This window comes from Rhodococcus pyridinivorans, from assembly GCF_900105195.1.
Classification (GTDB): domain Bacteria; phylum Actinomycetota; class Actinomycetes; order Mycobacteriales; family Mycobacteriaceae; genus Rhodococcus; species Rhodococcus pyridinivorans.
In genome coordinates, this window is sequence record NZ_FNRX01000002.1 from 4996626 (window position 1) to 5019272 (window position 22647).

Genomic DNA, 22647 nt, shown 5'->3' on the forward strand with positions numbered 1-22647 from the left:
CCCCGGTGACGGGTCAGGCTCCGGCGCGCACGCCCGCCTCGACCCGCTTGCCGAGCTCCTCGTCGACGTTGCGCCAGTACTCGAAGATCTGCTCGTAGAGCGCCTCCGAGGTACCGCCGCGGACGTGTCCGACGATGTTGTTCACGAGGCGTTCGCGCTCCGCGTCGTCCATCACGTCGCGGACGAGGGTGCCCGCCTGACCGAAGTCGTCGTCCTCTGGGTGCTGCACGTAGCCCGCGCGCACGGCCTCGGTTCCGAAGTTCCACAGACCTTCGTCGCCGGCCCGCTCGGGATCGGCATGCGGACCACCGAAGCTGTTCGGTGCGTAGACCGGGGTCTGCGGATCGTTGAAGGTGAAGGCCATGTTGCCCTCCTTGCTGTAGGAGTCGACACGGGCGGCCTTCGCGGAGTTCACCGGCAACTGTGCGTGGTTGACGCCGATGCGGTAGCGGTGGGCGTCGGCGTAGGAGAACACGCGGCCGAGCAGCATCTTGTCGGGCGAGAAACCGATGCCCGGCACGACGTTCGACGGGGCGAACGCGGCCTGCTCGATCTCTGCGAAGAAGTTGCGCGGGTTGCGGTTCAGGGTCATCGTGCCGACCTTGATCAACGGGTAGTCCTTTTGCGACCACACCTTGGTCAGGTCGAACGGGTTGAACCGGTAGTTCTCCGCCTCCGCGACCGGCATGATCTGCACGTGGAGCGTCCAGCTCGGGAACTCGCCACGCTCGATCGCCTTGTAGAGGTCGGCGCGGTGGTAGTCGGGATCCGAGCCGGCGAGGCGGTCGGCCTCGTCCTGGGTGAGGAACTCGATGCCCTGGTCGGTCTTGAAGTGGTATTTCACCCAGAAGCGCTCACCGTCGGCGTTGATCCATTGGTAGGTATGCGAACCGAAGCCGTCCATGTGGCGCCACGTGCGCGGCAGGCCACGGTCGCCCATCAGCCAGGTGACCTGGTGTGCGGTCTCGGGGCGCAGGGTCCAGAAGTCCCACTGCATCGTGTGGTCGCGCAGGCCGGAGCCGGGCAGGCGCTTCTGCGAGTGGATGAAGTCGGGGAACTTGATCGGGTCCTTGATGAAGAAGATCGGCGTGTTGTTGCCGACCAGGTCGTAGTTCCCGTCCTCGGTGTAGAACTTCAAAGCGAAACCGCGCGGGTCGCGCCAGGTGTCGGGGCTGCCCTGTTCACCGGCGACCGTCGAGAAGCGTGCCAGCATCTCGGTTTTCACGCCCGGCTGGAACAGCTTGGCCTTCGTGTAGGCGGAGACGTCCTCGGTGACGACGAGCTCACCGAACGCGCCGGCGCCCTTGGCGTGCACGACGCGCTCGGGCACCCGCTCGCGGTTGAAGTGCGCGAGCTTCTCGACCAGGTAGTGGTCGTGGAGCAGGATCGGCCCCTGGGTGCCCGCGGTGAGCGACTCGTTGTCGCTGGCGACGGGGATACCGACGTTGTTCGTGGTGTAACGGGCATTCGTCATGGTGACCTCCGTATACGGATGTTCCGGGTCTCGGGACACGAAGCCGGTGGTTCGGCCCGCGGAGGGGCCGGACCACCGGTGAAGCGAGTGGGCGCTAGTCGGCGCGGCAATCGGGGCACAGGCCCCAGAAGGTGACCTCTGCTTCGTCGATGACGAAGCCGTGGTCGTCGGACGGCGTCAGGCAGGGCGCGGCCCCGACCACGCAATCGATGTCGACGACCGTGCCGCATGCGCGGCACACGAGGTGGTGGTGGTTGTCGCCGATGCGGGTCTCGTACCGTGCGGGTGATCCGGCCGGTTCGATCCGGCGGAGCAACCCGTTCCCCACGCATGCCTTGAGTACGTCGTACACGGCCTGCGTCGACACCGAGCCGAGTTCGTCGCGCACGTGGGCGGCAATTCCGTCCGCATCGGAATGCGGATGCTCGGCAACGGTTCTCAGTACGGCAACGCGGGGAGCGGTCACCCGCAGACCCACGGAGCGCAGTTGCTCCTTGGGGTCGAAGTGATGCTCGTGTCCTTGTTGCATGACACCAAGTATGCCCCTTTTCTGGAATAAGTCAAGAAAAGGATCGGTGCGGTGCCCGTCACGCCTACTTCGGGTCTCCGATCGGATCAGAGGTCGGTGTGGTCGGCGTCCGCCGGCGCCCGGCGCGCCTCGGTCGTCTCTCCGCACGGCCGGATCCTCACCGAGTGTCGAATCGGGAAGTGCGAGCTAGTCTTTCGTCAGGAAATCGGTCCGCACGTATCCCGGTTCGATCAGATTCACCCCGATACCGAGATCGGCGACCTCCGCGGCGAGCGCTTCCCTCAGGGCCTCGAGCGCGAACTTGCCCGCACTGTAGAGCCCCCAGCCCGGGAAGGTCGTGAGCACCAGGATCGACGAGACGTTGACGATGTGCCCGCGACGGTTGCTCCTGAACACCGGAAACGCCGCCCCATCACGTTCAGCACCCCGAAGATCTGCACGTCGAACATCGCGTGTGCGTCGGCATCGGCGATCTCCTCGACGGCGGAGAGACCGGCTGACCTACATACGCGACACGACTCGCGACGCGCCCGTGGACATCCGTCCGGAGGTGATGACGAGGCCGTGGTGGGTGCCGGGGCAAAGCCAGCGGCTCAGCGTCGGTCCCTCCGCCGCGACGGTCACCCGCGCGTAACGGAACTTCCCCCGCAGCCGGGCGATGGCGCGTTCGACGGCGCCGCCGGGGATCGGCTGGGCGAAGGTCAGTCCACCTGCGATCGGCAGTTCCGGGCCCTTCGGCGCGGCCGAGGTGGCCACGCTCCATCGGGCGCCGGTCGCGGAGAAATCGCCGAGGACGTCGCCGTCGAACTTCGCGAGCACCTTCGGCAGCTTCCAGTGTTCGCGACCACCGTGCACCGACGGCTCGGAGTCGACGGCGATGAACGGCACCGCCATCGCCGGGATCAGGTCGCGGCGCAGCACCGGGCTGGCCAGCACCTCGCGGTACGGCCCGACCGGCGAGTCGAGGTAGTCGACCATCATCGCGAGGGTGATGGGCAGGGTCGCGCCGGTCGGCCCGTACTGGGAGGCGTCCGGGGTGCTGCGATGCCACCACAGGGCGGCCCGCACGGAGGCCGGCCATGGCGGTGGCGGCGAGACCGGATAGTCGGTGCGTTCGTCCTCGCTCTCAGGCACTGTCCAGAGCACGGGCGCTCTCCTTCCGAACGGGGGTGATGGGCAGTCGCAGCGCCGCCGGGGCCTCGACGGGCACGACCGGACGCACGGGCTGCACGGGCTGCACGGGTTCGTAGGCCGACCCGAGCGGAGGCCGGTTGTCCTTCGCCCCCTTGTTCGGCCACAGCGCCAGCGCACGTTCGGCCTGCGCGGTGATCGTGAGGGACGGGTTCACGCCGAGGTTGGCGCTCACCGCGGAGCCGTCGACGACGTGCAGACCCTTGTGCCCGTAGACACGCAGGTACGGGTCGACGGTGCCGGTACGCGGCGAATCGCCGATCGCGCACCCGCCGAGGAAGTGCGCGGTCATCGGGATGTCGAACAGGTCGGCGATCGAACCACCGGCGTCGCCGTCGATCTTGTCGGCGACGCGGCGGACCGCTTCGTGGCCCACCGGAATCCACTCGGGCGGCGGAGTGCCCGGCCCCTGCTTGCTGGTCAGGCCCCGGCCGATCGGCGTGCGCCGGGTCGCGAGCTCGAGAGAGTTGTCGTCGGTCTGCATCACGAGAGCGATGACCGTGCGCTCGGACCAGTTCCGGACCGACAGCGAGCGGAGGAAGGCGGCGGGATTCTTCGCGGCGACACCGAAGAACTTCAGCAGTCGCGGCATCCGCGTGCCACCGTCGACGAGCAGCGCCTGGAGCAGACCGATCAGGTTGCTGCCCTTGCCGTACCGCACCGGTTCGATGTGGGTGTGGTCGTCCGGGTGGAAGGACGACGTGATGGCCACGCCCTTCGTGTAGTCGACGACGCGATCCTGCGCGGTCGCGGCGAGCACCGCCTCGGAGTTGGTGCGCACCACGGTGCCGAGGGCCGGAGACAGGTTCGGCAGGTCGCCGGTCTCGCGGCTCGCGAGCAGCAGGCGCGCCGTACCGTAGGTACCGGCCGCGATCACCACCTGGTCGGCGGTGAAGACCTTGCGGCGCTTCCTGATGCCGTTCGTGCTGCGGGTGTGGACCTCATACCCACCACCGGTACGGGGCACCACACGGGTCACCGTCGTGAGGGCGTGGATGTGCGCGCCGGCCTTCTCCGCGAGGTAGAGGTAGTTCTTGACGAGCGTGTTCTTCGCTCCCACACGGCAACCCGTCATGCAGCTGCCGCACTCCGTGCAGCCGGTGCGGTCGGGGCCGGCTCCACCGAAGAACGGGTCGGGCACCGTCCTGCCGGGCTCGTCGAAGAACACACCGACCGGGGTGGTCGTGTAGGTGTGGCCGACACCCATCTCGTCGGCGACCTGGCGCATCACCTCGTCCGCGGGCGTGATGCTGGGATTGGGGCGGACGCCGAGCATCCGTGCCGCCTGGTCGTAGTACGGCGTCAGTTCCGCTTCCCAATCGGTGATGTGACCCCACTGCGGGTCGCGGAAGAAGGGCGTCGGCGGCTTGTACAGGGTGTTGGCGTAGTTCAGCGACCCGCCGCCCACACCGGCTCCCGCCATGACGAGCACGTTGGGCAGCAGGTGCATGCGCTGTACCCCGTAGCATCCCACCTGCGGCGCCCACAGGTACTTGCGCAGCCGCCAGCTCGTCTCGGGCAGCTCGTCGTCCTCGAAACGCCGTCCGGCCTCGAGAACTCCTATCTTGTATCCCTTCTCGGTGGCGCGCAGTGCTGCGACGCTGCCGCCGAATCCGGATCCGATGACGAGGACGTCGTAATGGGTCATGCGCCCGCTCCTGCCGTCGCTCTGCTTCATGCGCCCGCTCCTGCCGTCGCTCGGTGTTCCGTGTAGCTCTCCGGGTCGAACTGCTTGGTCCGCGCCCGGTACTGCCACGTGAAGGTCGGCCACATCACGGAATTGCGGCCCTTCTCGTCGATGTACCAGCTGCTGCAGCCACCCTGGTTCCAGACCGTGTTGTTCAGCGCCGGGTCGAGATCGGCGGTGTAGCGGCGCACCGCGTCGTCGCGCACCTCCACGGCCGAGATGCCGTGACGCTCCATCGTGCGCAGCGCGTCGGAGATGTAGTTGGCCTGGGATTCGAGCATGTACACGATCGAGCTGTGGCCGAGATTGGTGTTGGGGCCGTACATGAGGAACAGATTGGGGAAGCCGGGCACGGTGATGCCGAGATAGGCCGAGGGGCTGCCGTCCCAGGTCTCGGCGAGGGTGCGGCCGTCGCCACCGCGGATATGGTGCGCGACCGGCGGTTCCGTCGGCGTGAAACCGGTACCGAAGATGATGGTGTCGACCGGGTACTCGGTGCCCTTGTCGTCGACGACACCGTTCTCGGTGACCGCTGCCAGACCGGAGGACACCACGTCCACCTTCGGGCGGGTGATGGCCGGGAACCAGTCGTTGGACAACAGGATCCGCTTGCAGGTGATCGCGAAATCGGGGGTCAGGCGCTTGCGCAGCTCAGGATCGCGCACGTTCTTGCGCAGCACCTGGCGTGCCCGGACCTCGAACAGCGGCAGGAGGTACTTGCGGGCGAAGGGCTTCGTCATGCCGACGACGTAGATCTCCCTCTGCCCGTATACGAATCCGCGCATGAGCTTCTGGACCAGGGAGAAGCGCCGGTAGAGCGTGCGGACCGACCGCGCGATGACGTGGTCGTGCTTGGGCATCACCCAGGAGGCCGTGCGCTGGAACAGCGTGAGATGTTCGACGCGGTCGACGATCGCCGGCACGAACTGGATGGCCGACGCGCCGGTACCGATGACGGCGACACGCTCACCCGTGAGGTCGTGGTCGTGATCCCACTCGGCCGAATGGAACTTCTTGCCGCGGAACAACTCCAGTCCGGAAACCTTCGGATAGGTGGGTGTGGAGAGGGCGCCGGTCGCGGCGACGAGCACGTCGGCCGTCAGGTCGCCACGGGAGGTGGAGATCCGCCACACGGCACGCTCGGCGTCCCACTGCGCCGCGCGCAGTTCGCACCCGAACATCGTCCGGTCGGTCACGCCCTGCTCACGTGCAACACGGCGGAGGTACGCGTAGATCTCCTCCTGGGTGCCGTACGCTCGCGACCAGTCGGGTTCGGGCGCGAAGGAGAACGAGTACAGCGCGCTCGGAACATCGCATGCGGCACCGGGATAGGTGTTCACGCGCCAGGTTCCGCCGACGTCGTCACCGCGCTCGAGGACGAGGACGTCGGCGTCGGGGTTCTCGCGCAACAGCGTTGCGGTCATACCGATGCCACCGAAGCCCGCGCCGACGACGAGCGTGTGCACGTGATCGGGAAGCAGTGCGAGACTCATTTCATCACCAGCGCCTTCCAGACCGGGAGCAGGCGCTCCCGGAATTCTCGATCGGATTCGGGGGTACGCATCAGGGCCGAGACGGCGAAGCCCCGGGCGATCTCGATGCTGAGGTCGATGTGGTCGGGCGAGACCCGGTCGCCCATGATCTCCAGGCAACCCGTGCGGAGCGCGTCCGACACCTTGCGTTCGAGCGGGATCATCGCCTCGTGCAGGGACGGATCGGTCCGCGCCGCGACCCACAGTTCGAGCGCTGCGGCGAAGAGCGGGCCGGAGAAGGCATCCATGAGCGTTTCGAAGCCGTGCTCCGGATCGGGTCGTGTCTCGAGGATCTCCTGCAGCCGCCTGTCGACGAGGTGCCCGACCGCCGCGACGACAAGGCTCTCCTTCGTCGGGAAGTGGTGGAGCTGGGCGCCTCGCGAGACTCCGGCACGTTTGGCGATGCCCTGCGTGCTGGTTCCCGAATAGCCATGCTCGACGAGCGAGTCGACCGCGGCGTCGAGCAGCTTGGCTCGCGTCGCGGCTGTGCGTTGCGCCTGGGTGCGACCACCGTTCGGCGCAGTGTCCTGGATCACGCTTCGCAGCGTAACGGGAAAACAACAAACAGTCCAGACTGCTTGTAAATATTTCTCGGGTATACCGGATCAGGCCCGAAACGCGACGGAGCGGGTGGACCCGAAGAGGTCCACCCGCTCCGTCGAGCAGATCGGAAGGTCGCCTAGACGAGCAGCTCAGCGATCTGGATGGTGTTGAGAGCAGCACCCTTGCGCAGATTGTCGCCCGAGACGAAGAGCGCGAGACCGCGGCCCTCAGGAGCACCCGGATCCTGACGGATGCGGCCCACGAGCGAGACGTCGTCGCCCGCTGCGGCGAGCGGGGTCGGCACGTCGACGAGGCGGACGCCCGGAGCGTTCGCGAGCAACTCCTGCGCACGCTCGACCGACAGCGGCCGCTCGAACTCGGCGTTGATCGACAGCGAGTGGCCGGTCACGACGGGAACGCGCACGCACGTGCCCGACACGAGCAGGTCCGGCAGGCCGAGGATCTTGCGCGACTCATTGCGCAGCTTCTGGTCCTCGTCGGTCTCACCCGTTCCGTCGTCGACGATCGAGCCGGCGAGCGGCACGACGTTGAACGCGATGGGCGCGACGTACTTGTTCGGGGCCGGGAAGTCGACGGCGTCGCCCGCGTGGACGAGCTTGTCGGCCTCGTCGGCGACGGCACGCACCTGGCCGACGAGTTCCTCGACGCCCGCCAGTCCGCTACCGGAGACCGCCTGGTAGCTCGACACGATCAGGCGCTGGAGTCCGGCCTCGTCGTGCAGTGCCTTGAGCACCGGCATCGCGGCCATCGTGGTGCAGTTCGGGTTGGCGATGATGCCCTTCGGTGGGTTCTTCACCTGCTCCGGGTTGACCTCGCTGACGACGAGCGGAACCTCGGGGTCCTTGCGCCATGCCGACGAGTTGTCGACGACGATCGCACCGGCGGCCGCGAAGCGCGGAGCCTGTTCCTTGGAGAGGGTGCCACCGGCCGAGAACAGCGCGATGTCGATGCCCTTCAGATCCTCGTCGGAGGTCGCCGCGACGTCCTCGACCACGATCTCCTCACCGCGGAACGGTAGCTTCTTGCCGGCCGAGCGGGCCGACGCGAAGAACCGAACCGTGTCGGCCGGGAAGTTGCGCTCCTCGAGCAGGGTGCGCATGACGATACCGACCTGCCCCGTGGCGCCTACGACCGCAATGGTCTTGCCCGTCGCTTCGCTCGCCTGATTGGTGGTCACGATTACCGCCCCGTTCCTGCGTGCACGACGGCCTCTTCGTCGCCGCCGAGCTCGAATGCCGCGTGCAGAGCGCGCACGGCGTCGTCGAGTTCGTTGTCATCCACGAGCACGGAGATGCGGATCTCCGACGTCGAGATCAGGTCGATGTTGATGCCGGCGTCGGCGAGAGCCTCGCAGAACTTGGCCGTGACGCCGGGGTGGCTCTTCATGCCGGCACCGACGAGGGAGACCTTGCCGATGTGGTCGTCGAAGAGGACCTGGGTGAAGCCGATGTCGCCCTGCTGCTTGGTGAGGAGCTCGACCGCGCGCGGGCCGTCACTCTTCGGGCAGGTGAAGGTGATGTCGGTCTTGCCGGTCTCGACCTTCGAGATGTTCTGCAGCACCATGTCGATGTTGATCTCGGCGTCGGCGACGGCGCGGAACACCTTGGCGGCGTAACCGGGGGTGTCGGGGATACCGACGACGGTGATCTTCGCTTCGCTGCGATCGTGCGCAACGCCGGTGATCAGGGCCTCTTCCACAGGGATGTCCTCCATCGATCCGGACACCATGGTGCCGGGCTTGGTGGTGTACGACGAACGAACGTGCACGGGCACGTTGTAGCGGCGGGCGTACTCCACGCACCGCAGCATGAGAACCTTCGCGCCGCACGCGGCGAGCTCGAGCATCTCCTCGAAGGAGACCTTCTCGAGGCGCTGCGCGTCCTTGACGATGCGCGGGTCCGCGGAGAACACGCCGTCGACGTCGGTGTAGATCTCGCAGACGTCCGCGTTCAACGCGGCGGCGAGTGCGACGGCGGTCGTGTCCGAACCGCCACGACCGAGAGTCGTGATGTCCTTGCTGTCCTGGCTCACACCCTGGAAGCCGGCGACCAGCACGATGCTGCCCTCGTCGAGGGCGGTGCGCACACGGCCGGGGGTGACGTCGATGATCTTCGCCTTGCCGTGGCTGCCCGTGGTGATCACGCCCGCCTGGGAACCGGTGAACGACCGGGCCTCGGCGCCGAGCGAGTGGATCGCCATCGCGACGAGGGAGTTGGAGATGCGCTCACCGGAGGTGAGGAGCATGTCCATTTCGCGGGCCGGCGGGGCCGGGCACACCTGCTGTGCGAGATCGAGGAGTTCGTCGGTCGTGTCTCCCATAGCCGAGACGACGACCACGACGTCGTTGCCCGCCTTCTTGGTCTCGACGATCCTTTCAGCGACGCGCCGGATCCGCTCGGCCGTCGCGACCGAGGATCCTCCGTACTTCTGGACGACGAGTGCCACGCTGGCCAACCTCCGGGTCTCGGGAACAAGTCCAGTGGCCCAGCTTACCGACCGCGGCTTCCATCGACCCGGGGCGTCTCAGGAAAGTGTCGTGCGCAACAGGATGACGTTGTAGTCGCCCCACCGCGAGGCGGTGAAGTAGAGATCCGTATCCGTGGACCACGGGTGGATGAACGGAGCGTAGAGACCGCCGATCTCGCGGTGGGGGACCAGCACGCGGGCCTCGCTCCACGGCCCCTCGGGTCTCGCGGACGTCCTCATCTCGATCGTGCCGTTCGCCTCGTTGCCGTAGAGCATGACGAACTCACCGCCCAGGAACTGCACCGACATCTCCCCGACGGCGGGTGGCACGTCCGGTGTGGCAGCTGCTGCACCGTTCGCGGGAGTGCCCCGAGCCGCGGTCCTGATGATCCCGTGCCGGTGATCCCGTGCCGAAGGATCCGGAGCCCGAACCCGAGCCGGGGAGTTCCCGAGTCGCAGGGTTGGGCGTGCGCCGCGGGGGGCGGAGACCGCTATGAGTCCGAGTGCGAGCAGTGCAGGTACCGCTGTCACGCACGTTCGTATCGATCGGGTCACGACATCACCGCCGCCCGGTCACACGGGACGCATGCGTGTGGGAGGTGCCACTTGGTCGAGGTGGGGTATGGCGCGATACACTGCTGGGCATGCAGCGCGTGCTTCTCCTCGGCCGCCGCGGCGGGATCTGACCAGACCGGCTTCCCGTCGCGGGGTTTCGACGCGCCGGTCGATATTCGATCTGGGCCCACAGGTCCCCTTTTCTCTTTGGAGTTACGTCATGTCACCCGCCGACGCTTTCACCTCCGGCTCGCGCACCATCACGCCGCCGAGCAAGCCGGCCCCGGCCGACCAGCCGTCGTGGAACAAGCAGAAGAACTCGTCGATGCCGACCTACCGGTACCGGCCGTTCGCCGAGGAAGTCGAGTCGATCTCGCTGCCCGACCGCACCTGGCCCGACAAGATCATCGATCGCGCCCCGGCGTGGTGCGCCGTGGACCTGCGCGACGGCAACCAGGCGCTGATCGACCCGATGAGCCCCGCCCGTAAGCGGCGCATGTTCGATTTGCTCGTACGCATGGGCTACAAGGAGATCGAGGTCGGTTTCCCGTCCGCGAGCCAGACCGATTTCGATTTCGTCCGCGAGATCATCGAGGACGGCGCGATTCCCGACGATGTCACCATCCAGGTGCTGACGCAGTCCCGCCCCGAACTGATCAAGCGCACCTTCGAGGCGTGCGCCGGGGCGCAGAACGTGATCGTGCACTTCTACAACTCGACGTCGATCCTGCAGCGTCGCGTGGTGTTCCGCGCCGACAAGGAGACCGTCGAGAAGATCGCGACCGACGCCGCGGAGCTGGTGCTCGAAGAGGCGAAGAACCACCCCGACACCAACTGGCGCTGGGAGTACTCCCCCGAGTCGTACACCGGAACCGAGCTGTCGTACGCCAAGGATGTCTGCGACGCGGTCGTCGAGACCTTGGGCGCGACCCCCGAGAACCCGGTGATCATCAACCTGCCTGCCACCGTCGAGATGGCCACCCCCAACGTCTACGCCGACTCGATCGAGTGGATGCACCGCAACCTGGCGAAGCGCGACTCGATCATCCTGTCGCTGCACCCGCACAACGACCGCGGCACGGGTGTCGCCGCGGCCGAGCTGGGCTACCAGGCCGGTGCCGACCGCATCGAGGGCTGCCTCTTCGGCAACGGTGAGCGCACCGGCAACGTCTGCCTGGTGACCCTGGGCATGAATATGTTCAGCCGTGGCGTCGACCCGCAGATCGACTTCTCGAACATCGACGAGATCCGCCGCACGGTCGAGTACTGCAACCAGCTGCCCGTCCACGAGCGCCACCCCTACGGTGGCGACCTGGTCTACACCGCCTTCTCCGGCAGCCACCAGGACGCGATCAACAAGGGCATCGACGCGATGAAGGTCGACGCCGAAGCCGCCGGTGTCGACGTCGACGACCACACCTGGGCCGTGCCCTACCTGCCGATCGACCCGAAGGACGTCGGCCGCACCTACGAGGCCGTGATCCGCGTGAACTCGCAGTCCGGCAAGGGCGGCATCGCGTACATCATGAAGCACGACCACGGCCTGAACCTGCCGCGTCGCCTGCAGATCGAGTTCTCGCAGGCCGTGCAGAAGGTCACCGACGGTGATGGTGGCGAGGTCAGCCCCAAGGAGATGTGGGACATCTTCCACGAGGAGTACCTGGCCCCGGTCTCGCCGCTCGAGCGCATCCGGCAGAAGGTCACCGCGGCCGAGACCGACGACGGTGAGGACAGCATCGCCGCCGTGCTGAAGGTCGACGGCGTGGAGAAGGAGATCTCCGGCAGCGGCAACGGCCCGCTGGCGGCCTTCGTGGACGCCCTCGAGTCGCTGGGTTACCAGGTGGCCGTTCGCGGTTACGCCGAGCACGCCATGTCCGCCGGCGACGACGCCAACGCCGCGGCCTACGTCGAGGCCGACGTCACGCGTCCCGACGGCACGACCGTCCTGGTGTGGGGCGTGGGCATCGCCCCGTCGATCACCACGGCGTCGCTGCGCGCGATGGTCTCCGCGGTGAACCGCTCGCACCGCTGATCCGTCTCCGAACCGAATGCGGTGGACCCATGAGGGTCCACCGCATTCGTCGTTTTCGGGGATTTTCACCCCGACAATTCATCTCGCAAATACCGTTTCGGGCAATTACCGCACTCTCCGGAAAGATACAGTTCCGAATGTTCGACGAGAACGAACCCGTTCACGGGTGATATCCGTCGAATTCCGCAATTTTCGTCCCGCAGAGTCGTTCTGCTCGAACCCGGAGTGTGCGTATGGAGTTCATGGACATCATCTGGTACATCATCGTCTGCTTCGCATTCATCGCGTACCTCATCATGCTGTGGATGATCATCGGGGATCTGTTCCGCAACCGCGAACAGTCCGGCTGGGTCAAGGCGATCTGGATCGTCTTCCTGTTCGTCTTCCCGTGGCTCACGGGCCTGATCTATCTGATCGTCCACGGCACCGGAATGGCAGAGCGCTCCGCGAAGGAGGCCGCGCAGTACAAGGCCGTGCAGGACGACTACATCCGCTCGGTCGCCGGCAAGTCGCCCGCCGAACACATCGCCGACGCGAAGAAGCTGCTCGACGAGGGTGTCATCGACCAGGCCGAGTTCGACGCACTGAAGGCCAAGGCACTCGCCTGATCCCGCGCGACCACCCGTTCGTTCACATCGACAGCTTCCGTGCCGCTGCGGTCCGGAAGCTGTCGAGCACGGCACCCACGGCTGGCCGTCGCGCCGCTCCCGGGCGGGTGACGAGCTCGTAGATCCGCGCCGCACGTACACCGGCCAGCGGCAGGCGCACCAAGGCGGGATGCAGAACCGAGTACCGCGGCAGCAGGGCCACCCCGTGCCCCGCCGCGACGAGTTCCTCGATGACACGGAAGTCGTTGATGCGGTGCACAACCCGAGCACGGATGCCCGTCACCGCCGCGACGGAGAGCAACACGTCGTCGACGGGGAATCCACCCCGCACGCTGATCCAGCGCTCCCCCGCCAGTTCGTCGACCTGCACGCGGTCCTGCGCCGCGAGCCGGTGCCCGGGAGGGAGGACGACATCGATCGGTTCGCGCATGAGCGTCTCGACGTGGACACGCGGCCCGGACAGCGGAGCCGAACGCTCGTCGCGGTGGGTGAGCACCACGTCGTAGTCGGCGAGCAGTGCGGGCGCGGCCGAGGCCGGGACGTCCTCGTCACTCACGTCCAACTCGACGCCGATCGCCCCGGCCGCCTCGAGCACGGCCGGCAGCAGGAGTGCTGCCCCGGAGGGGAACGACGCCACGCGCACCCGTCCGCGGGGCGACCGCGCATAGGCGGTCATCTCGTCGGCGGCCCGGTCGAGGGCGTCGAGCACCTCGTCGGCGCGCACCACGAGCGCACGACCCGCGTCGGTGAACCGCAGGCGTCGGCCGTCGGGTTCGAGTAGAGGCACTCCCGCCTCCCGGGCGAGCACCTTGAGCTGCTGCGAGACGGCTGACGGTGTCATCGACAACGCTGCGGCTGTCGCAGCCACGGTTCCGCGGTCGGCGAGTTCGCGCAGTATCCGCAATCGCACGACTTCCATGTAGTAAAACTACATACTTTCTTCAGAAACATTCGCTTGTACTGATTGTTTCCTGCGCAAAGAATTGACGGCATGCCGTTCCGGGACCGTCTGCTCGCGTTCACCGTCGTGGTGCTCTGGGGATGCAACTTCCTCGCGATCAGACTGGGCCTCGACCACTTCCCGCCGTTCTTCTTCGCCGGACTGCGCTTCGCGATCATCGCCGTCCCGGTCCTGCTGTTCATCCCGCGACCCGCCGTTCCCCTGCGCTGGCTCCTGCTCTACGGCGCCGGGTTCGGCTTCGCCCAGTTCGCCTTCCTGTTCTGGGCGATGGAGGCCGGTCTACCCACGGGCCTCGCGTCGCTCGTACTGCAGTCGTCCGCACCCTTCACGGTCCTGCTCGCCGTATTGTTCTTGCGCGAACGGTTCGACGGCGTCCGCCTCGCCGGTCTCGTCGTCGCCGTGTCCGGCATGGTGATCGTCGCCGTAGGGCAGGGCGCCGCGGACGCGAGCCTGATCCCCATGACCCTCGCCGTGCTCGCCGGTCTGTCGTGGGCGGTCGGCAACATCGCGACCCGCAAGGCGGGCGCTGCCGACCCCATGCGCCTGATGCTGTGGATGTGCGTCGTGCCCGTGCTCCCCTTCTTCGGAATCTCCTGGTTCGTCGAGGGCCCGCAGGCGTGGTCGACCCTCGATACCGTCGTCACCACCCTGGACGGGGGCCTGGCGCTGGCCGGACTCATCTACGTCGTCCTGGCGGGCACGATCGCCGGCACCGGCATCTACGCCTCGCTGCTGTCGCGCTATCCCGCCGGGGCCGTCGCGCCGCTCTCCCTCATGGTGCCGGTCGTCGGGTTCACCGTCGCGTGGATCACGCTCGGCGAGCGACCGGCACCGTCCTCCCTGATCGGCGGTGTGATCGTCATCGTCGGAGCCCTCGCCGCCCAGGGCGGACACCGCAGTGTGACGAGCAGGACGCTCCTCCGGCGACACAACGCTCCCGCGCCTGTGGAACACTCGCCGACGTGGGAACCAGCACAGGAATCACCGCACGTGGACGGCTCGCATTGCGCGCAGCCCGAGCCGCCGCGTGGGCGTCCCAGAAGGCCGGACGCGGTAAGGGCTCGATGATCGGAGGGCTCGTCGCCCTGAAGATCGACCCGGCACTGATGAAGCAGATCGGCCACGGCCGGCAGACCGTGCTCGTCACCGGGACGAACGGCAAGTCCACAACGACCCGTATGACGGCCGCCGCGCTCGAGACGATCGATTCGGTCGTCACCCAGGCGGACGGCGCGAACATGGACGCCGGGATCGTCGCCGCGCTCGCCACCGATCTCCGGGCGCCGCTCGCCGCGATCGAGGTCGACGAACTCCACACCCCGCACGTCGCCGACGCCCTCGAGCCCCGCGCGATCGTGCTGCTCAACCTCACCCGCGACCAGCTCGACCGGGTCGGCGAGATCAACATGATCGAGCGGAAGCTGCGTGAGGGCCTGAAGCGGCATCCCGACGCCGTGATCGTCGCGAACTGCGACGACGTGCTCGTCACGTCCGCCGCCTACGACAACCCGAACGTCGTGTGGGTCGCCGCCGGCGCCGGCTGGGCCAACGACTCGGTGAGCTGCCCGCGCACGGGCGAGCCGATCGCCCGCGAAGGCGACCACTGGTACAGCACCGGCTCCGACTTCGCCCGGCCGACACCGGACTGGTGGGTCGACGACGAGAACCTGTACGGACCGGACGGCCTCGTCCTCCCGCTGAAGCTGACCCTCCCCGGTCGCGCCAACCGGGGCAACGCCGCCCAGGCGGTCGCGGCCGCCGTCGCCCTCGGTGCCGATCCGGCGAAGGCCGTCGCTGCCGCCTCGGTCGTCGAAGAGGTCGCCGGTCGCTACAAGACGGTGCAGGTCGGACCGCATTCGGTGCACATGCTGCTCGCGAAGAACCCCGCCGGCTGGCAGGAGGCCCTGTCGATGATCGACCCGACCGTCGACGGCCTGGTGATCGCCGTCAACGGTCAGGTGCCCGACGGTGAGGACCTGTCGTGGCTGTGGGACGTCCGCTTCGAACACTTCGAAGGCGTGCAGGTGGTGGCAGCCGGAGAACGCGGCACCGATCTCGCCGTCCGCCTGACCTACGCGGGTGTCGAGCACACGCTGGTGCCGGATCCGCTGAAGGCCATCGCCTCGTGCCCTCCCGGCCGCGTGGAGGTGCTCGCCAACTACACCGCGTTCCGCGATCTCAACACCGCCATCGCCAGGAGAGCTGCCCATGTCTGAGTCGACCGTCCGCATCGGACTCGTCCTGCCCGACGTGATGGGCACCTACGGCGACGGAGGCAACGCCCTGGTGCTGCGCCAGCGCCTGCGGATGCGCGGTCACGACGCCGAGATCGTCGAGATCGGACTGAACGATCCCGTCCCCGAGTCCCTCGATCTCTACACCCTCGGTGGTGCCGAGGACGCCGCGCAGCGACTGGCCACGCGGCACCTGCAGCGTTATCCGGGTCTGCAGCGCGCCGCCGAGCGCGGAGCGCCCGTGCTGGCCATCTGTGCCGCGATCCAGGTGCTCGGCCACTGGTACGAGACGTCCTCGGGCGAACGCGTCGACGGTGTCGGCATCCTCGACGCGACCACCTCGCCGCAGCAGACCCGCGCGATCGGCGAGATTGTCATCCGCCCCACCCTCTCCGGCCTCACCCAGCCGCTGACGGGATTCGAGAACCACCGCGGTGGAACGACTCTCGGGTCCGATGCCACCGGACTCGGCCGCGTCGACCGCGGTGTCGGCAACGGCGTGGGCGACGGACTCGAAGGTGCCGTGCAGGGTTCGGTGATCGGCACCTATCTGCACGGTCCCGTGCTCGCCCGCAATCCCGAGCTCGCCGATCATCTCCTGATGCGCGCTCTGGGAGTCGACTCGCTGCCGCCGCTGGATCTGCCCGAGGTCGATCTGCTGCGGCAGGAACGGTTGCGCGCCTGAGTGATCAACCGTGCGCGGCGATGTGTTCGAGGACCAGCCGCGCGAGCTTCTCCGGCTCCTCGTCGGGAATCCAGTGGCTCGTACCGACGAGCGTTTCCCGTCGGTACGGCCCACTGACGTAGTGGGCCGTCGCGTCGACCCCGGCGGATCCGATCGCCCGCTGGTGAAGAACGAGCGCATGAACGCCGTCGGATGCGGAACGGACACCGCCGTCACGGTGCGGACGAGATCGGGACGATGCGCCGCGAGCACCCCCGCGACGGCAGCTCCCCAGTCGTGGCCGACAACGTGCGCGCGACCACCGGGTACCGACTCGATGAGCGCCGCGACGTCGCCGACGAGCAGGTCGAGGCCGTAGTCACGGCGGCGGGGTGGTGGGGCGCCGGGCGAGTAGCCGCGCTGATCCGGGGCGAAGGTGCGAACCCCGCGGCGTGCAAGTGGGGCGCGACCGCCTCCCAGACGCCCTGTGCAACCCCTGCTGCAGTCGCGGCGATCGGCCGCGAAACCTCCCCTGAACAGGGGTTCGGCCCGGTGATTCGCTTTACGCGTTCTCCGGGCCGGATCTCTGCTTCACGAGCTTCTCTCTGTCGTCCGCGGACGTCTCATAAGCTCGATTCGCACCTTCGATGTTAGCTACGTCACAGTGAGAATGCAAGCCTTTTCGTGCTGCCGGTCAGACCGAAGCGAGGGGGTATCCCAGAGTCGCCCAATCGTGCAGGCCTCCGCGGTAGTAGGCGAGCGCGGACGCGGGATATCCCGCGTCGATCAGCTTCCGGATCGCGTCGGGCGACTGAGGGCACTGGGGACCGTTGCAGAAGACGATCGTCGTCCGGGCGGTATCGAGCTCGTCCTTTCTCGCGACGATATCCTCGTGCGGGATGTTCACGGCACCGGGGAGGCTCACCCCGCTCCGGGAATCGGGCACCCGCGTGTCCACCAGCGCAGCGCCCCGGTCGAGCAGTTCGATCACCTCGAGTTCACCGACGGTCGCCACGCCCGCCACCACCTGCATCGGCTGCACCTCGCCCCAGGTCGTCTCCACCACCGTGCGGTCGGCTTCACCCTCCAGCGGGCGGGGAACGTTCTGGGGATCGCCGTCGCGCGTACGATCGGCACGCCTGATCTGCTGCTCGTTCGTCACGAGCCGGACTCTACGGGAGAGCAGTCGCGCTTCGCGGGATTGCCGGAATCCCACTCCCGCTGGGCGAGCATCGCCGTACCCATCCATCGTCGCAGGTAGCGGCGCAGATCGTCGTCGGAGCGTGGCGGGGTTCCCGGCGAGACGAAGAACGACTGCATCGTGCGCAGCACGTACTCGACCAGCTCCGCGAGGGAGTCGTCGTCGTAGCCGTGTTCCTCCCAGTCGACGTCGAACCGCTTGATCATCGCCATGCCGAACATCCACGCCTCCTCCGAGGCGATCGCTTCGGGATGCGGGTTCGAATAGGTGCTCGACAGCAGGATGCCGAGATGCGGGGTGCGACGCACCTCCGCGAGCGTGTAGACCACACCTTCGGTCATGGCCTCGACCGGATCGTCGAGTCCCGCGACCTGCCGGGTGAGTCGTTCCAGGAATCCTTCGACCGAGGCGATGGCGGCCGCACGCATGAGGGCGTCCGCGCTGGGGAAGTAGCGGTAGACCGTCTGGCGGATCACCCCGAGGGACTGGGCCACATCGGCGATGTTGATCTCCGCGCCGGTCCGGTCGATCAGGTCGACGGCGGCGGCAACGATCCGCTGCGACGCCTCTTCGTCGTCGGCGGGAGGACTCCCACCCCACCCACGTCTACGTGCCACTTCGCGCTTCCTCGAGCCGTCGCCTGGAGAAGGCCCGACGGTAACACAGCCGACCTCGGTGGATGTGGTGCGAAACGGGCTCCCGCGAGCGAGTGGGACACCTATCATACACATGACGCATTTCGTGTATGTTCACTCCGATCGGGGCCTCCCGGCTCGTTAGAGGTCCTCCCGACCGTGTCCCGAAACAGGTCCACAGCCAGCCCGGCGTCGAAGAGACGAGGTACCGCCCCATGACGAACCTGCAGGTCCGCAAGATGCGTTTCGCATTCGCGGATTACGACGTGCCGTTCCTGTGGAACGAGGAGAACCCGGCCTTCTCGAGCATGGCCAACGCCGTCTCGTTCCTCGCGATCGGCTTCGAGAAGATGATCGTCAACATGATCCGCGAGATCACCCCGCGCATCACCGATCCCGAGGTCCTCGAAGAGGCCAACGCCTTCATGTACCAGGAGGGGCAGCACTCCACCGCCCACCGGCAGCACGTGAAGGGACTGATCAAGAGCTATCCGGAGTTGCAGGAGACGCTCGACGACGTCATCGGCGCCTTCGACAAGCTCACCGCCGAGACTTCCCCCGAATACCGCCTCGCGTACACCGCCGATCTCGAGGCGACCTTCACTCCCGTCTTCAAGCTCATGCTCGACAACGACGCGGCGCTCTTCCGCCCCGGCGACGACCGGGTCGCCTCGTTGTTCATCTGGCATTTCGTCGAGGAGGTCGAACACCGCAGTTCGGCGCTCATCATCTTCGACGCGGTGGTCGGCAGCGATCTGTACCGCATGCGGCAGGCCCCCTCGGTGTTCAAGCACGTGCTCGACGTCATCGCCATCGCGTGCGAGGGCTTCAACAAGCATGTGCCGCTGGAGGAACGGAAGATCGACACGATGTCGATGTTCGCGTCGCACCGCCGTAAGCAGAACCTGCGGCGCCGGTTGCCGTTCCTCCAGTACCAGGATCACGGCCCGATGCCGCGCGCCTTCGACGTCCTGCCGCTCGGCGAACAGCTCGTCGCGCTGGTGGGCATCATCCGCAGCCAGATGCCCAAGCACAATCCCGACCACGAGAAGCTGCCGGCCCTCGCCGACGTGTGGTTCCGTCGATTCGACGAAGGCTACGACGTCTCGCACTGGTACACGGCGGAAACCGTGGGCGGGAGGAACAACTGATGTCGGACCTGTGCTCGCCCACCTTCGAGGACCTCTCGACCCGCCTCGGATTCTCGTGCGACGAAGCCGGGGGGATCTTCGAACTGCGCAGTCCGTTCGCGCTGGAGAACTGGACGCTGCCCGTCCTCGAGCTGACCATCGTGCTCGGGGCGGTGCTGATGCTCGTGTACGCGATCGTCCGGTTGCGGCGCACCGGTGACGCCACGAACCTCGTCGTCTGGCTCGGCACCCTCGCGTTCCTGTTCATCATCGAACCGCTGCTGTACTTCCCCGACGCCTTCGGCGTGGAGGACTACCTCGACACGATGTTCGCGCACAACGTGTTCACCGTCGAGTTCATGTGGGGACGCCTGCCGCTGTACATCATCGCGATCTACCCGATGATGGCGACGATCGCGTTCGACATCGTTCGGATGCTCGGGGTGTTCCGGCAGTACGGCACCGTCGTCGGCGCCGTCTGCGTGGGCTTCGTCCACCACGCCTTCTACGAGATCTTCGATCACCTCGGACCGCAGCTGCGGTGGTGGGAGTGGTCGCTCGACAACCCGATCAACCAGCCCTTCTTCGACTCCGTTCCGCTCCCGAGCGTCGTGGTCTTCGCTGCCCTGTGGCCGATGTCGCTCGCATTCTGCGCGCAGTTCTTCGTCGGCCGGCACATCGACGCCGGTCGCACCTTCGGCGGGCTCGAACTGACCTGGCGCACGATCACCGTCGGACTACTCGCGTCCGTGGGTGTGGTGATCCTCCCTGCGCCGGCGACCGTCATCGGCATGGGCAGCACCACGGTGCGCGCGACGATCTACGCCGCCGAACTCGCGATCCTGTCGCTCGTCGCGCTCTATGTGCTCTCACGCCAATGGGTGCGCTTGCGCAACAACGGCTCCGAGCGTCCCTATTCCAACGACCTCGTCCGCTGGTACGCCCTCGTCTATCTCGTCGTGATGGCCGTGCTGTGGATCGGTGCGCTGCCCGACTACTTCGCCGCGGTCGATGGGGTCACCGAGAACGGCGACCCCATCGGCAACCTGTGGTACACCCTGGCGTGCTTCGTCGTCGCGATCGCATGTGTGGCTGCGACCTTCACCGTTCCGCGCCCTCAGCCGGCAGGTACCGACGACATCCCTTCGAGGACGCTCGCCGGGGCGTAGTTCGCCCAGCCGGTGCCCGGCCAGTTGAACCACCCCGACGACGCGAGGACGCCGCCGTCGGGGTGGAGGGTCGTCCCGGTGACGAACGACGACAACCCGGATGCGAGGAACACCACGCAGTTCGAGACATCGTGGACGTGCCCCACACGTCCCATCGGAATCGCGATCCCGGCACTGGTGGCGTCGGCCAGAGCATGCTCCCCGACTGCGAGTTTCTCCAGTCCGGGAGTGGGCACGAAATCGGGAGCGACGTTGTTCACCCGGATCCCGTACGGTGCCACCTCCACGGAGAGAGTCCGGGCGAACTGCTCGACGGCCGCCTTCGCCGCGGAGTAGACCGCATAGCCGGGTGCGGCCCGGTGCGCCTCGATCGTCGTGATGTTCACGATGCTCCCGCCGCGTCCGCCCTCCCGCATCCGGGGAACTGCGAGCGAGCACGCCTGCAGCACGTGGGACAGGTTGGTACGCACGAGGGCATCCCAGCCCTTCGGCGAGGTGTCGACGAAGGGCGACCGGAAGGTGCCGCCGACGATGTTCACCAGGATGTCGACGCGTCCCCACCGTTCGTCCACCGCATCGAACAGGCCGGCCAGGACGGCAGGATCGCGGACGTCGCCGCAGTGCACGAGACACTCGGTTCCCGCGGCGACGAGATCGGAGCGGAGCGCTTCGGCGGCATCCGCGTCGATATCCAGAACGGCCGGGCGCACGCCGTTGGCCGCGAGGTCCCGGACGATCGACTCCCCGAGCCCACCCGCGCCACCCGTGATCACCGCAACCGCCCCGGCGAGCCCTGCGCGTTCCTCGAACCACCCCATTGCGGGCTCCTTCACGACAGATAGGTCGAGCCGAACGACTCGAGGAAATCGACTGTGGCCGACAGGCCCTCGATACGGCACGAGACGGACACCCAGTCGACCCCGGCCTTCTCCAGCTCGGCGAACACCTCGCGGTGCCGGTCGGGTCCTGCGGTCGACGACATGAGTTCGGTGCCGTAGGAATACACGACGTCGATCCGGTCCGTGCGGCCCGCAGCGAGTGCGCCGGATCGGACGTCGGCGATCTGCTCCCCCAGTTCTTCGAGGGGGCCGAGCGTGCGGGTACGAGCGGTGGCACTGAGTTGCCCGCCTCCCGACATCGGCATCCATCCCTGCGCACGCTGTGCGACCCGCCGCCGCGTGAGCTTCGAATTCCCGCCGATCCAGATGGGTATCGGATCCTGCACCGGCCGAGGCCGGGCGATGATGTCGCGGGCACTGAAGTGGCGGCCCCGGTAATCGAAGGGCTCACCGCGCCAATGGAGCGGAAGCACGTCGAGCGCTTCGTCGAAGAGGGCGTTGCGTTCGTCGAAATCGACGCCGAGCGCGTGGAACTCACTCTTCTGGTAACCCACTCCGAGACCGAGCGTGAAGCGCCCACCCGAGAGCTTGTCCAGGCTGGCCGCAGCCTTGGCGAGGAGCATCGGATTCCGGTAGGGCGCGACCGCCAGGTAGGTCAGCAGACGCAGCCGCTCGGTCGCCCCGGCGACATATCCGAGTGCGACGAACGGGTCGAGGGTCTGGTGCCCTCCGGCCGAGAGCCATCGGGCACCGGGCGCAGGACGCTCGCTGAACGCGAACGCGTCGAATCCCGCTTTCTCGGCGGCGACGGCCACATCCCGGACGGGCCCGGGATCGAGCACGTCACCCTCGGGCCCGTTGATCTCCGGGTAGTGGAAGATGAACCGCAACGTCATTCGAAGAACCTCTCGCGACAATAAGACTTTCCGAAAAGATAGTCTTATTCTCGAGATGTGCAACGCCGATCTTCGAGGATCAGCGCGCGTCGGCTCCGTCGAGCAACCAGCGGCCGTCGATCCGCTTCAGGGTGATGAGAAAGCGGGTGGCGTCGGTACGCCCTTCCGGTACCACGACGTTCTTCACGTCCTGGTCGAGGAAGACCAGCACCGTGGCGACCTCGCCGTCGAAACTCTCGAGCCCGGCATGATCCGCTCGCGCCGTCGACGTACCCTCACC

22 protein-coding genes and 2 pseudogenes are annotated in these 22647 nt (G+C 67.2%); 7 read left to right on the top strand and 17 right to left on the bottom strand.

Annotation, left to right across the window (positions count from 1 at the left end):
• Nucleotides 1-13: 13 nt before the first annotated feature.
• From BLV31_RS23765 to BLV31_RS25980, 10 genes are all read right to left on the bottom strand, one after another.
• Nucleotides 14-1474: a catalase gene (locus BLV31_RS23765; RefSeq protein WP_064061138.1), complete on the bottom strand. Its 1461-nt coding sequence runs from the start codon at nt 1472-1474 to the stop codon at nt 14-16.
• 94 nt (nt 1475-1568) lie between these two features.
• The gene (locus BLV31_RS23770) at nt 1569-2003 is read right to left on the bottom strand and encodes a Fur family transcriptional regulator (protein WP_024102806.1); all 435 of its coding nucleotides are present in this window, start codon (nt 2001-2003) and stop codon (nt 1569-1571) included.
• Between the two features lie 186 nt (nt 2004-2189).
• A complete protein-coding gene (locus BLV31_RS24565; RefSeq protein ID WP_064061139.1) occupies nt 2190-2399 on the bottom strand; it encodes an SDR family NAD(P)-dependent oxidoreductase in 210 nt (69 codons plus the stop codon).
• 105 nt (nt 2400-2504) lie between these two features.
• A complete protein-coding gene (locus BLV31_RS23780; protein WP_064061140.1) occupies nt 2505-3137 on the bottom strand; it encodes an acetoacetate decarboxylase family protein in 633 nt (210 codons plus the stop codon).
• The gene (locus tag BLV31_RS23785) at nt 3130-4842 is read right to left on the bottom strand and encodes an FAD-dependent oxidoreductase (RefSeq protein ID WP_064061179.1); all 1713 of its coding nucleotides are present in this window, start codon (nt 4840-4842) and stop codon (nt 3130-3132) included. The genes BLV31_RS23780 and BLV31_RS23785 overlap by 8 nt, the downstream gene beginning before the upstream one ends.
• Nucleotides 4843-4868: 26 nt before the next feature.
• Entirely contained in the window at nt 4869-6374 is a 1506-nt protein-coding gene (locus BLV31_RS23790; protein WP_064061141.1) for a flavin-containing monooxygenase, read from the bottom strand.
• Nucleotides 6371-6949 carry a TetR/AcrR family transcriptional regulator gene (locus BLV31_RS23795; RefSeq protein ID WP_064061142.1) on the bottom strand — a complete coding sequence of 193 codons (579 nt, stop codon included), beginning with the start codon at nt 6947-6949 and terminating at the stop codon, nt 6371-6373. Before BLV31_RS23795 ends, BLV31_RS23790 begins: the two co-directional genes overlap by 4 nt.
• A gap of 143 nt (nt 6950-7092) precedes the next feature.
• Complete coding sequence (locus tag BLV31_RS23800; RefSeq protein WP_071936173.1) at nt 7093-8154, bottom strand: aspartate-semialdehyde dehydrogenase; 1062 nt, start codon at nt 8152-8154, stop codon at nt 7093-7095.
• A gap of 2 nt (nt 8155-8156) precedes the next feature.
• Nucleotides 8157-9422, bottom strand: a complete 1266-nt coding sequence (locus tag BLV31_RS23805; protein ID WP_006552446.1) for an aspartate kinase — start codon at nt 9420-9422, stop codon at nt 8157-8159.
• A 78-nt stretch (nt 9423-9500) separates the two neighbouring features.
• On the bottom strand, nt 9501-9998 hold the full coding sequence (locus BLV31_RS25980) for a DUF4185 domain-containing protein (RefSeq protein WP_346243124.1): 498 nt from the start codon (nt 9996-9998) through the stop codon (nt 9501-9503).
• Between the two features lie 220 nt (nt 9999-10218).
• On the opposite strand from BLV31_RS25980, the gene leuA reads away from it, so the two are divergent.
• Complete coding sequence (gene leuA, locus BLV31_RS23815) at nt 10219-12030, top strand: 2-isopropylmalate synthase (protein ID WP_024102798.1); 1812 nt, start codon at nt 10219-10221, stop codon at nt 12028-12030.
• Between the two features lie 233 nt (nt 12031-12263).
• On the top strand, nt 12264-12638 hold the full coding sequence (locus BLV31_RS23820; RefSeq protein ID WP_006552449.1) for an SHOCT domain-containing protein: 375 nt from the start codon (nt 12264-12266) through the stop codon (nt 12636-12638).
• A gap of 22 nt (nt 12639-12660) precedes the next feature.
• On the opposite strand, the gene BLV31_RS23825 is transcribed toward BLV31_RS23820, so the two are convergent.
• Nucleotides 12661-13557: a LysR family transcriptional regulator gene (locus tag BLV31_RS23825; RefSeq protein ID WP_064061143.1), complete on the bottom strand. Its 897-nt coding sequence runs from the start codon at nt 13555-13557 to the stop codon at nt 12661-12663.
• Between the two features lie 72 nt (nt 13558-13629).
• On the opposite strand from BLV31_RS23825, the gene BLV31_RS23830 reads away from it, so the two are divergent.
• From BLV31_RS23830 to BLV31_RS25655, 3 genes are read left to right on the top strand one after another with little or no spacing between them, the layout of a single operon-like run.
• Nucleotides 13630-14667, top strand: a complete 1038-nt coding sequence (locus BLV31_RS23830; protein ID WP_064061144.1) for an EamA family transporter — start codon at nt 13630-13632, stop codon at nt 14665-14667.
• Nucleotides 14562-15815 carry a Mur ligase family protein gene (locus BLV31_RS23835; protein ID WP_064061145.1) on the top strand — a complete coding sequence of 418 codons (1254 nt, stop codon included), beginning with the start codon at nt 14562-14564 and terminating at the stop codon, nt 15813-15815. Before BLV31_RS23830 ends, BLV31_RS23835 begins: the two co-directional genes overlap by 106 nt.
• Complete coding sequence (locus tag BLV31_RS25655) at nt 15808-16518, top strand: type 1 glutamine amidotransferase (protein WP_006552453.1); 711 nt, start codon at nt 15808-15810, stop codon at nt 16516-16518. Before BLV31_RS23835 ends, BLV31_RS25655 begins: the two co-directional genes overlap by 8 nt.
• A 147-nt stretch (nt 16519-16665) precedes the next feature.
• On the opposite strand, the pseudogene BLV31_RS25660 reads toward BLV31_RS25655, so the two are convergent.
• From BLV31_RS25660 to BLV31_RS23855, 3 genes and pseudogenes are all read right to left on the bottom strand, one after another.
• Nucleotides 16666-17037: pseudogene (locus BLV31_RS25660) on the bottom strand (alpha/beta fold hydrolase); the annotation flags it as partial.
• A 154-nt stretch (nt 17038-17191) separates the two neighbouring features.
• Nucleotides 17192-17659, bottom strand: a complete 468-nt coding sequence (locus BLV31_RS23850) for a rhodanese-like domain-containing protein (protein WP_064061146.1) — start codon at nt 17657-17659, stop codon at nt 17192-17194.
• The gene (locus BLV31_RS23855) at nt 17656-18315 is read right to left on the bottom strand and encodes a TetR/AcrR family transcriptional regulator (protein ID WP_006552456.1); all 660 of its coding nucleotides are present in this window, start codon (nt 18313-18315) and stop codon (nt 17656-17658) included. The genes BLV31_RS23850 and BLV31_RS23855 overlap by 4 nt, the downstream gene beginning before the upstream one ends.
• A gap of 233 nt (nt 18316-18548) precedes the next feature.
• Here BLV31_RS23855 and BLV31_RS23860 point away from each other — a divergent pair, with 233 nt between their 5' ends.
• Entirely contained in the window at nt 18549-19484 is a 936-nt protein-coding gene (locus BLV31_RS23860; protein ID WP_064061147.1) for a metal-dependent hydrolase, read from the top strand.
• Nucleotides 19484-20632, top strand: a complete 1149-nt coding sequence (locus BLV31_RS23865) for a hypothetical protein (protein ID WP_064061148.1) — start codon at nt 19484-19486, stop codon at nt 20630-20632. The genes BLV31_RS23860 and BLV31_RS23865 overlap by 1 nt, the downstream gene beginning before the upstream one ends.
• Here the strand turns inward: BLV31_RS23865 and BLV31_RS23870 are convergent.
• The 3 genes and pseudogenes from BLV31_RS23870 to BLV31_RS23880 form a co-directional block, all read right to left on the bottom strand.
• A complete protein-coding gene (locus BLV31_RS23870) occupies nt 20581-21450 on the bottom strand; it encodes an SDR family NAD(P)-dependent oxidoreductase (protein WP_064061149.1) in 870 nt (289 codons plus the stop codon). The two genes, BLV31_RS23865 and BLV31_RS23870, sit on opposite strands and share 52 nt — an antisense overlap.
• An 11-nt stretch (nt 21451-21461) precedes the next feature.
• Nucleotides 21462-22367: an LLM class F420-dependent oxidoreductase gene (locus BLV31_RS23875; RefSeq protein ID WP_081263455.1), complete on the bottom strand. Its 906-nt coding sequence runs from the start codon at nt 22365-22367 to the stop codon at nt 21462-21464.
• Between the two features lie 79 nt (nt 22368-22446).
• Nucleotides 22447-22647, bottom strand: a pseudogene (locus tag BLV31_RS23880) (hypothetical protein); the annotation flags it as partial.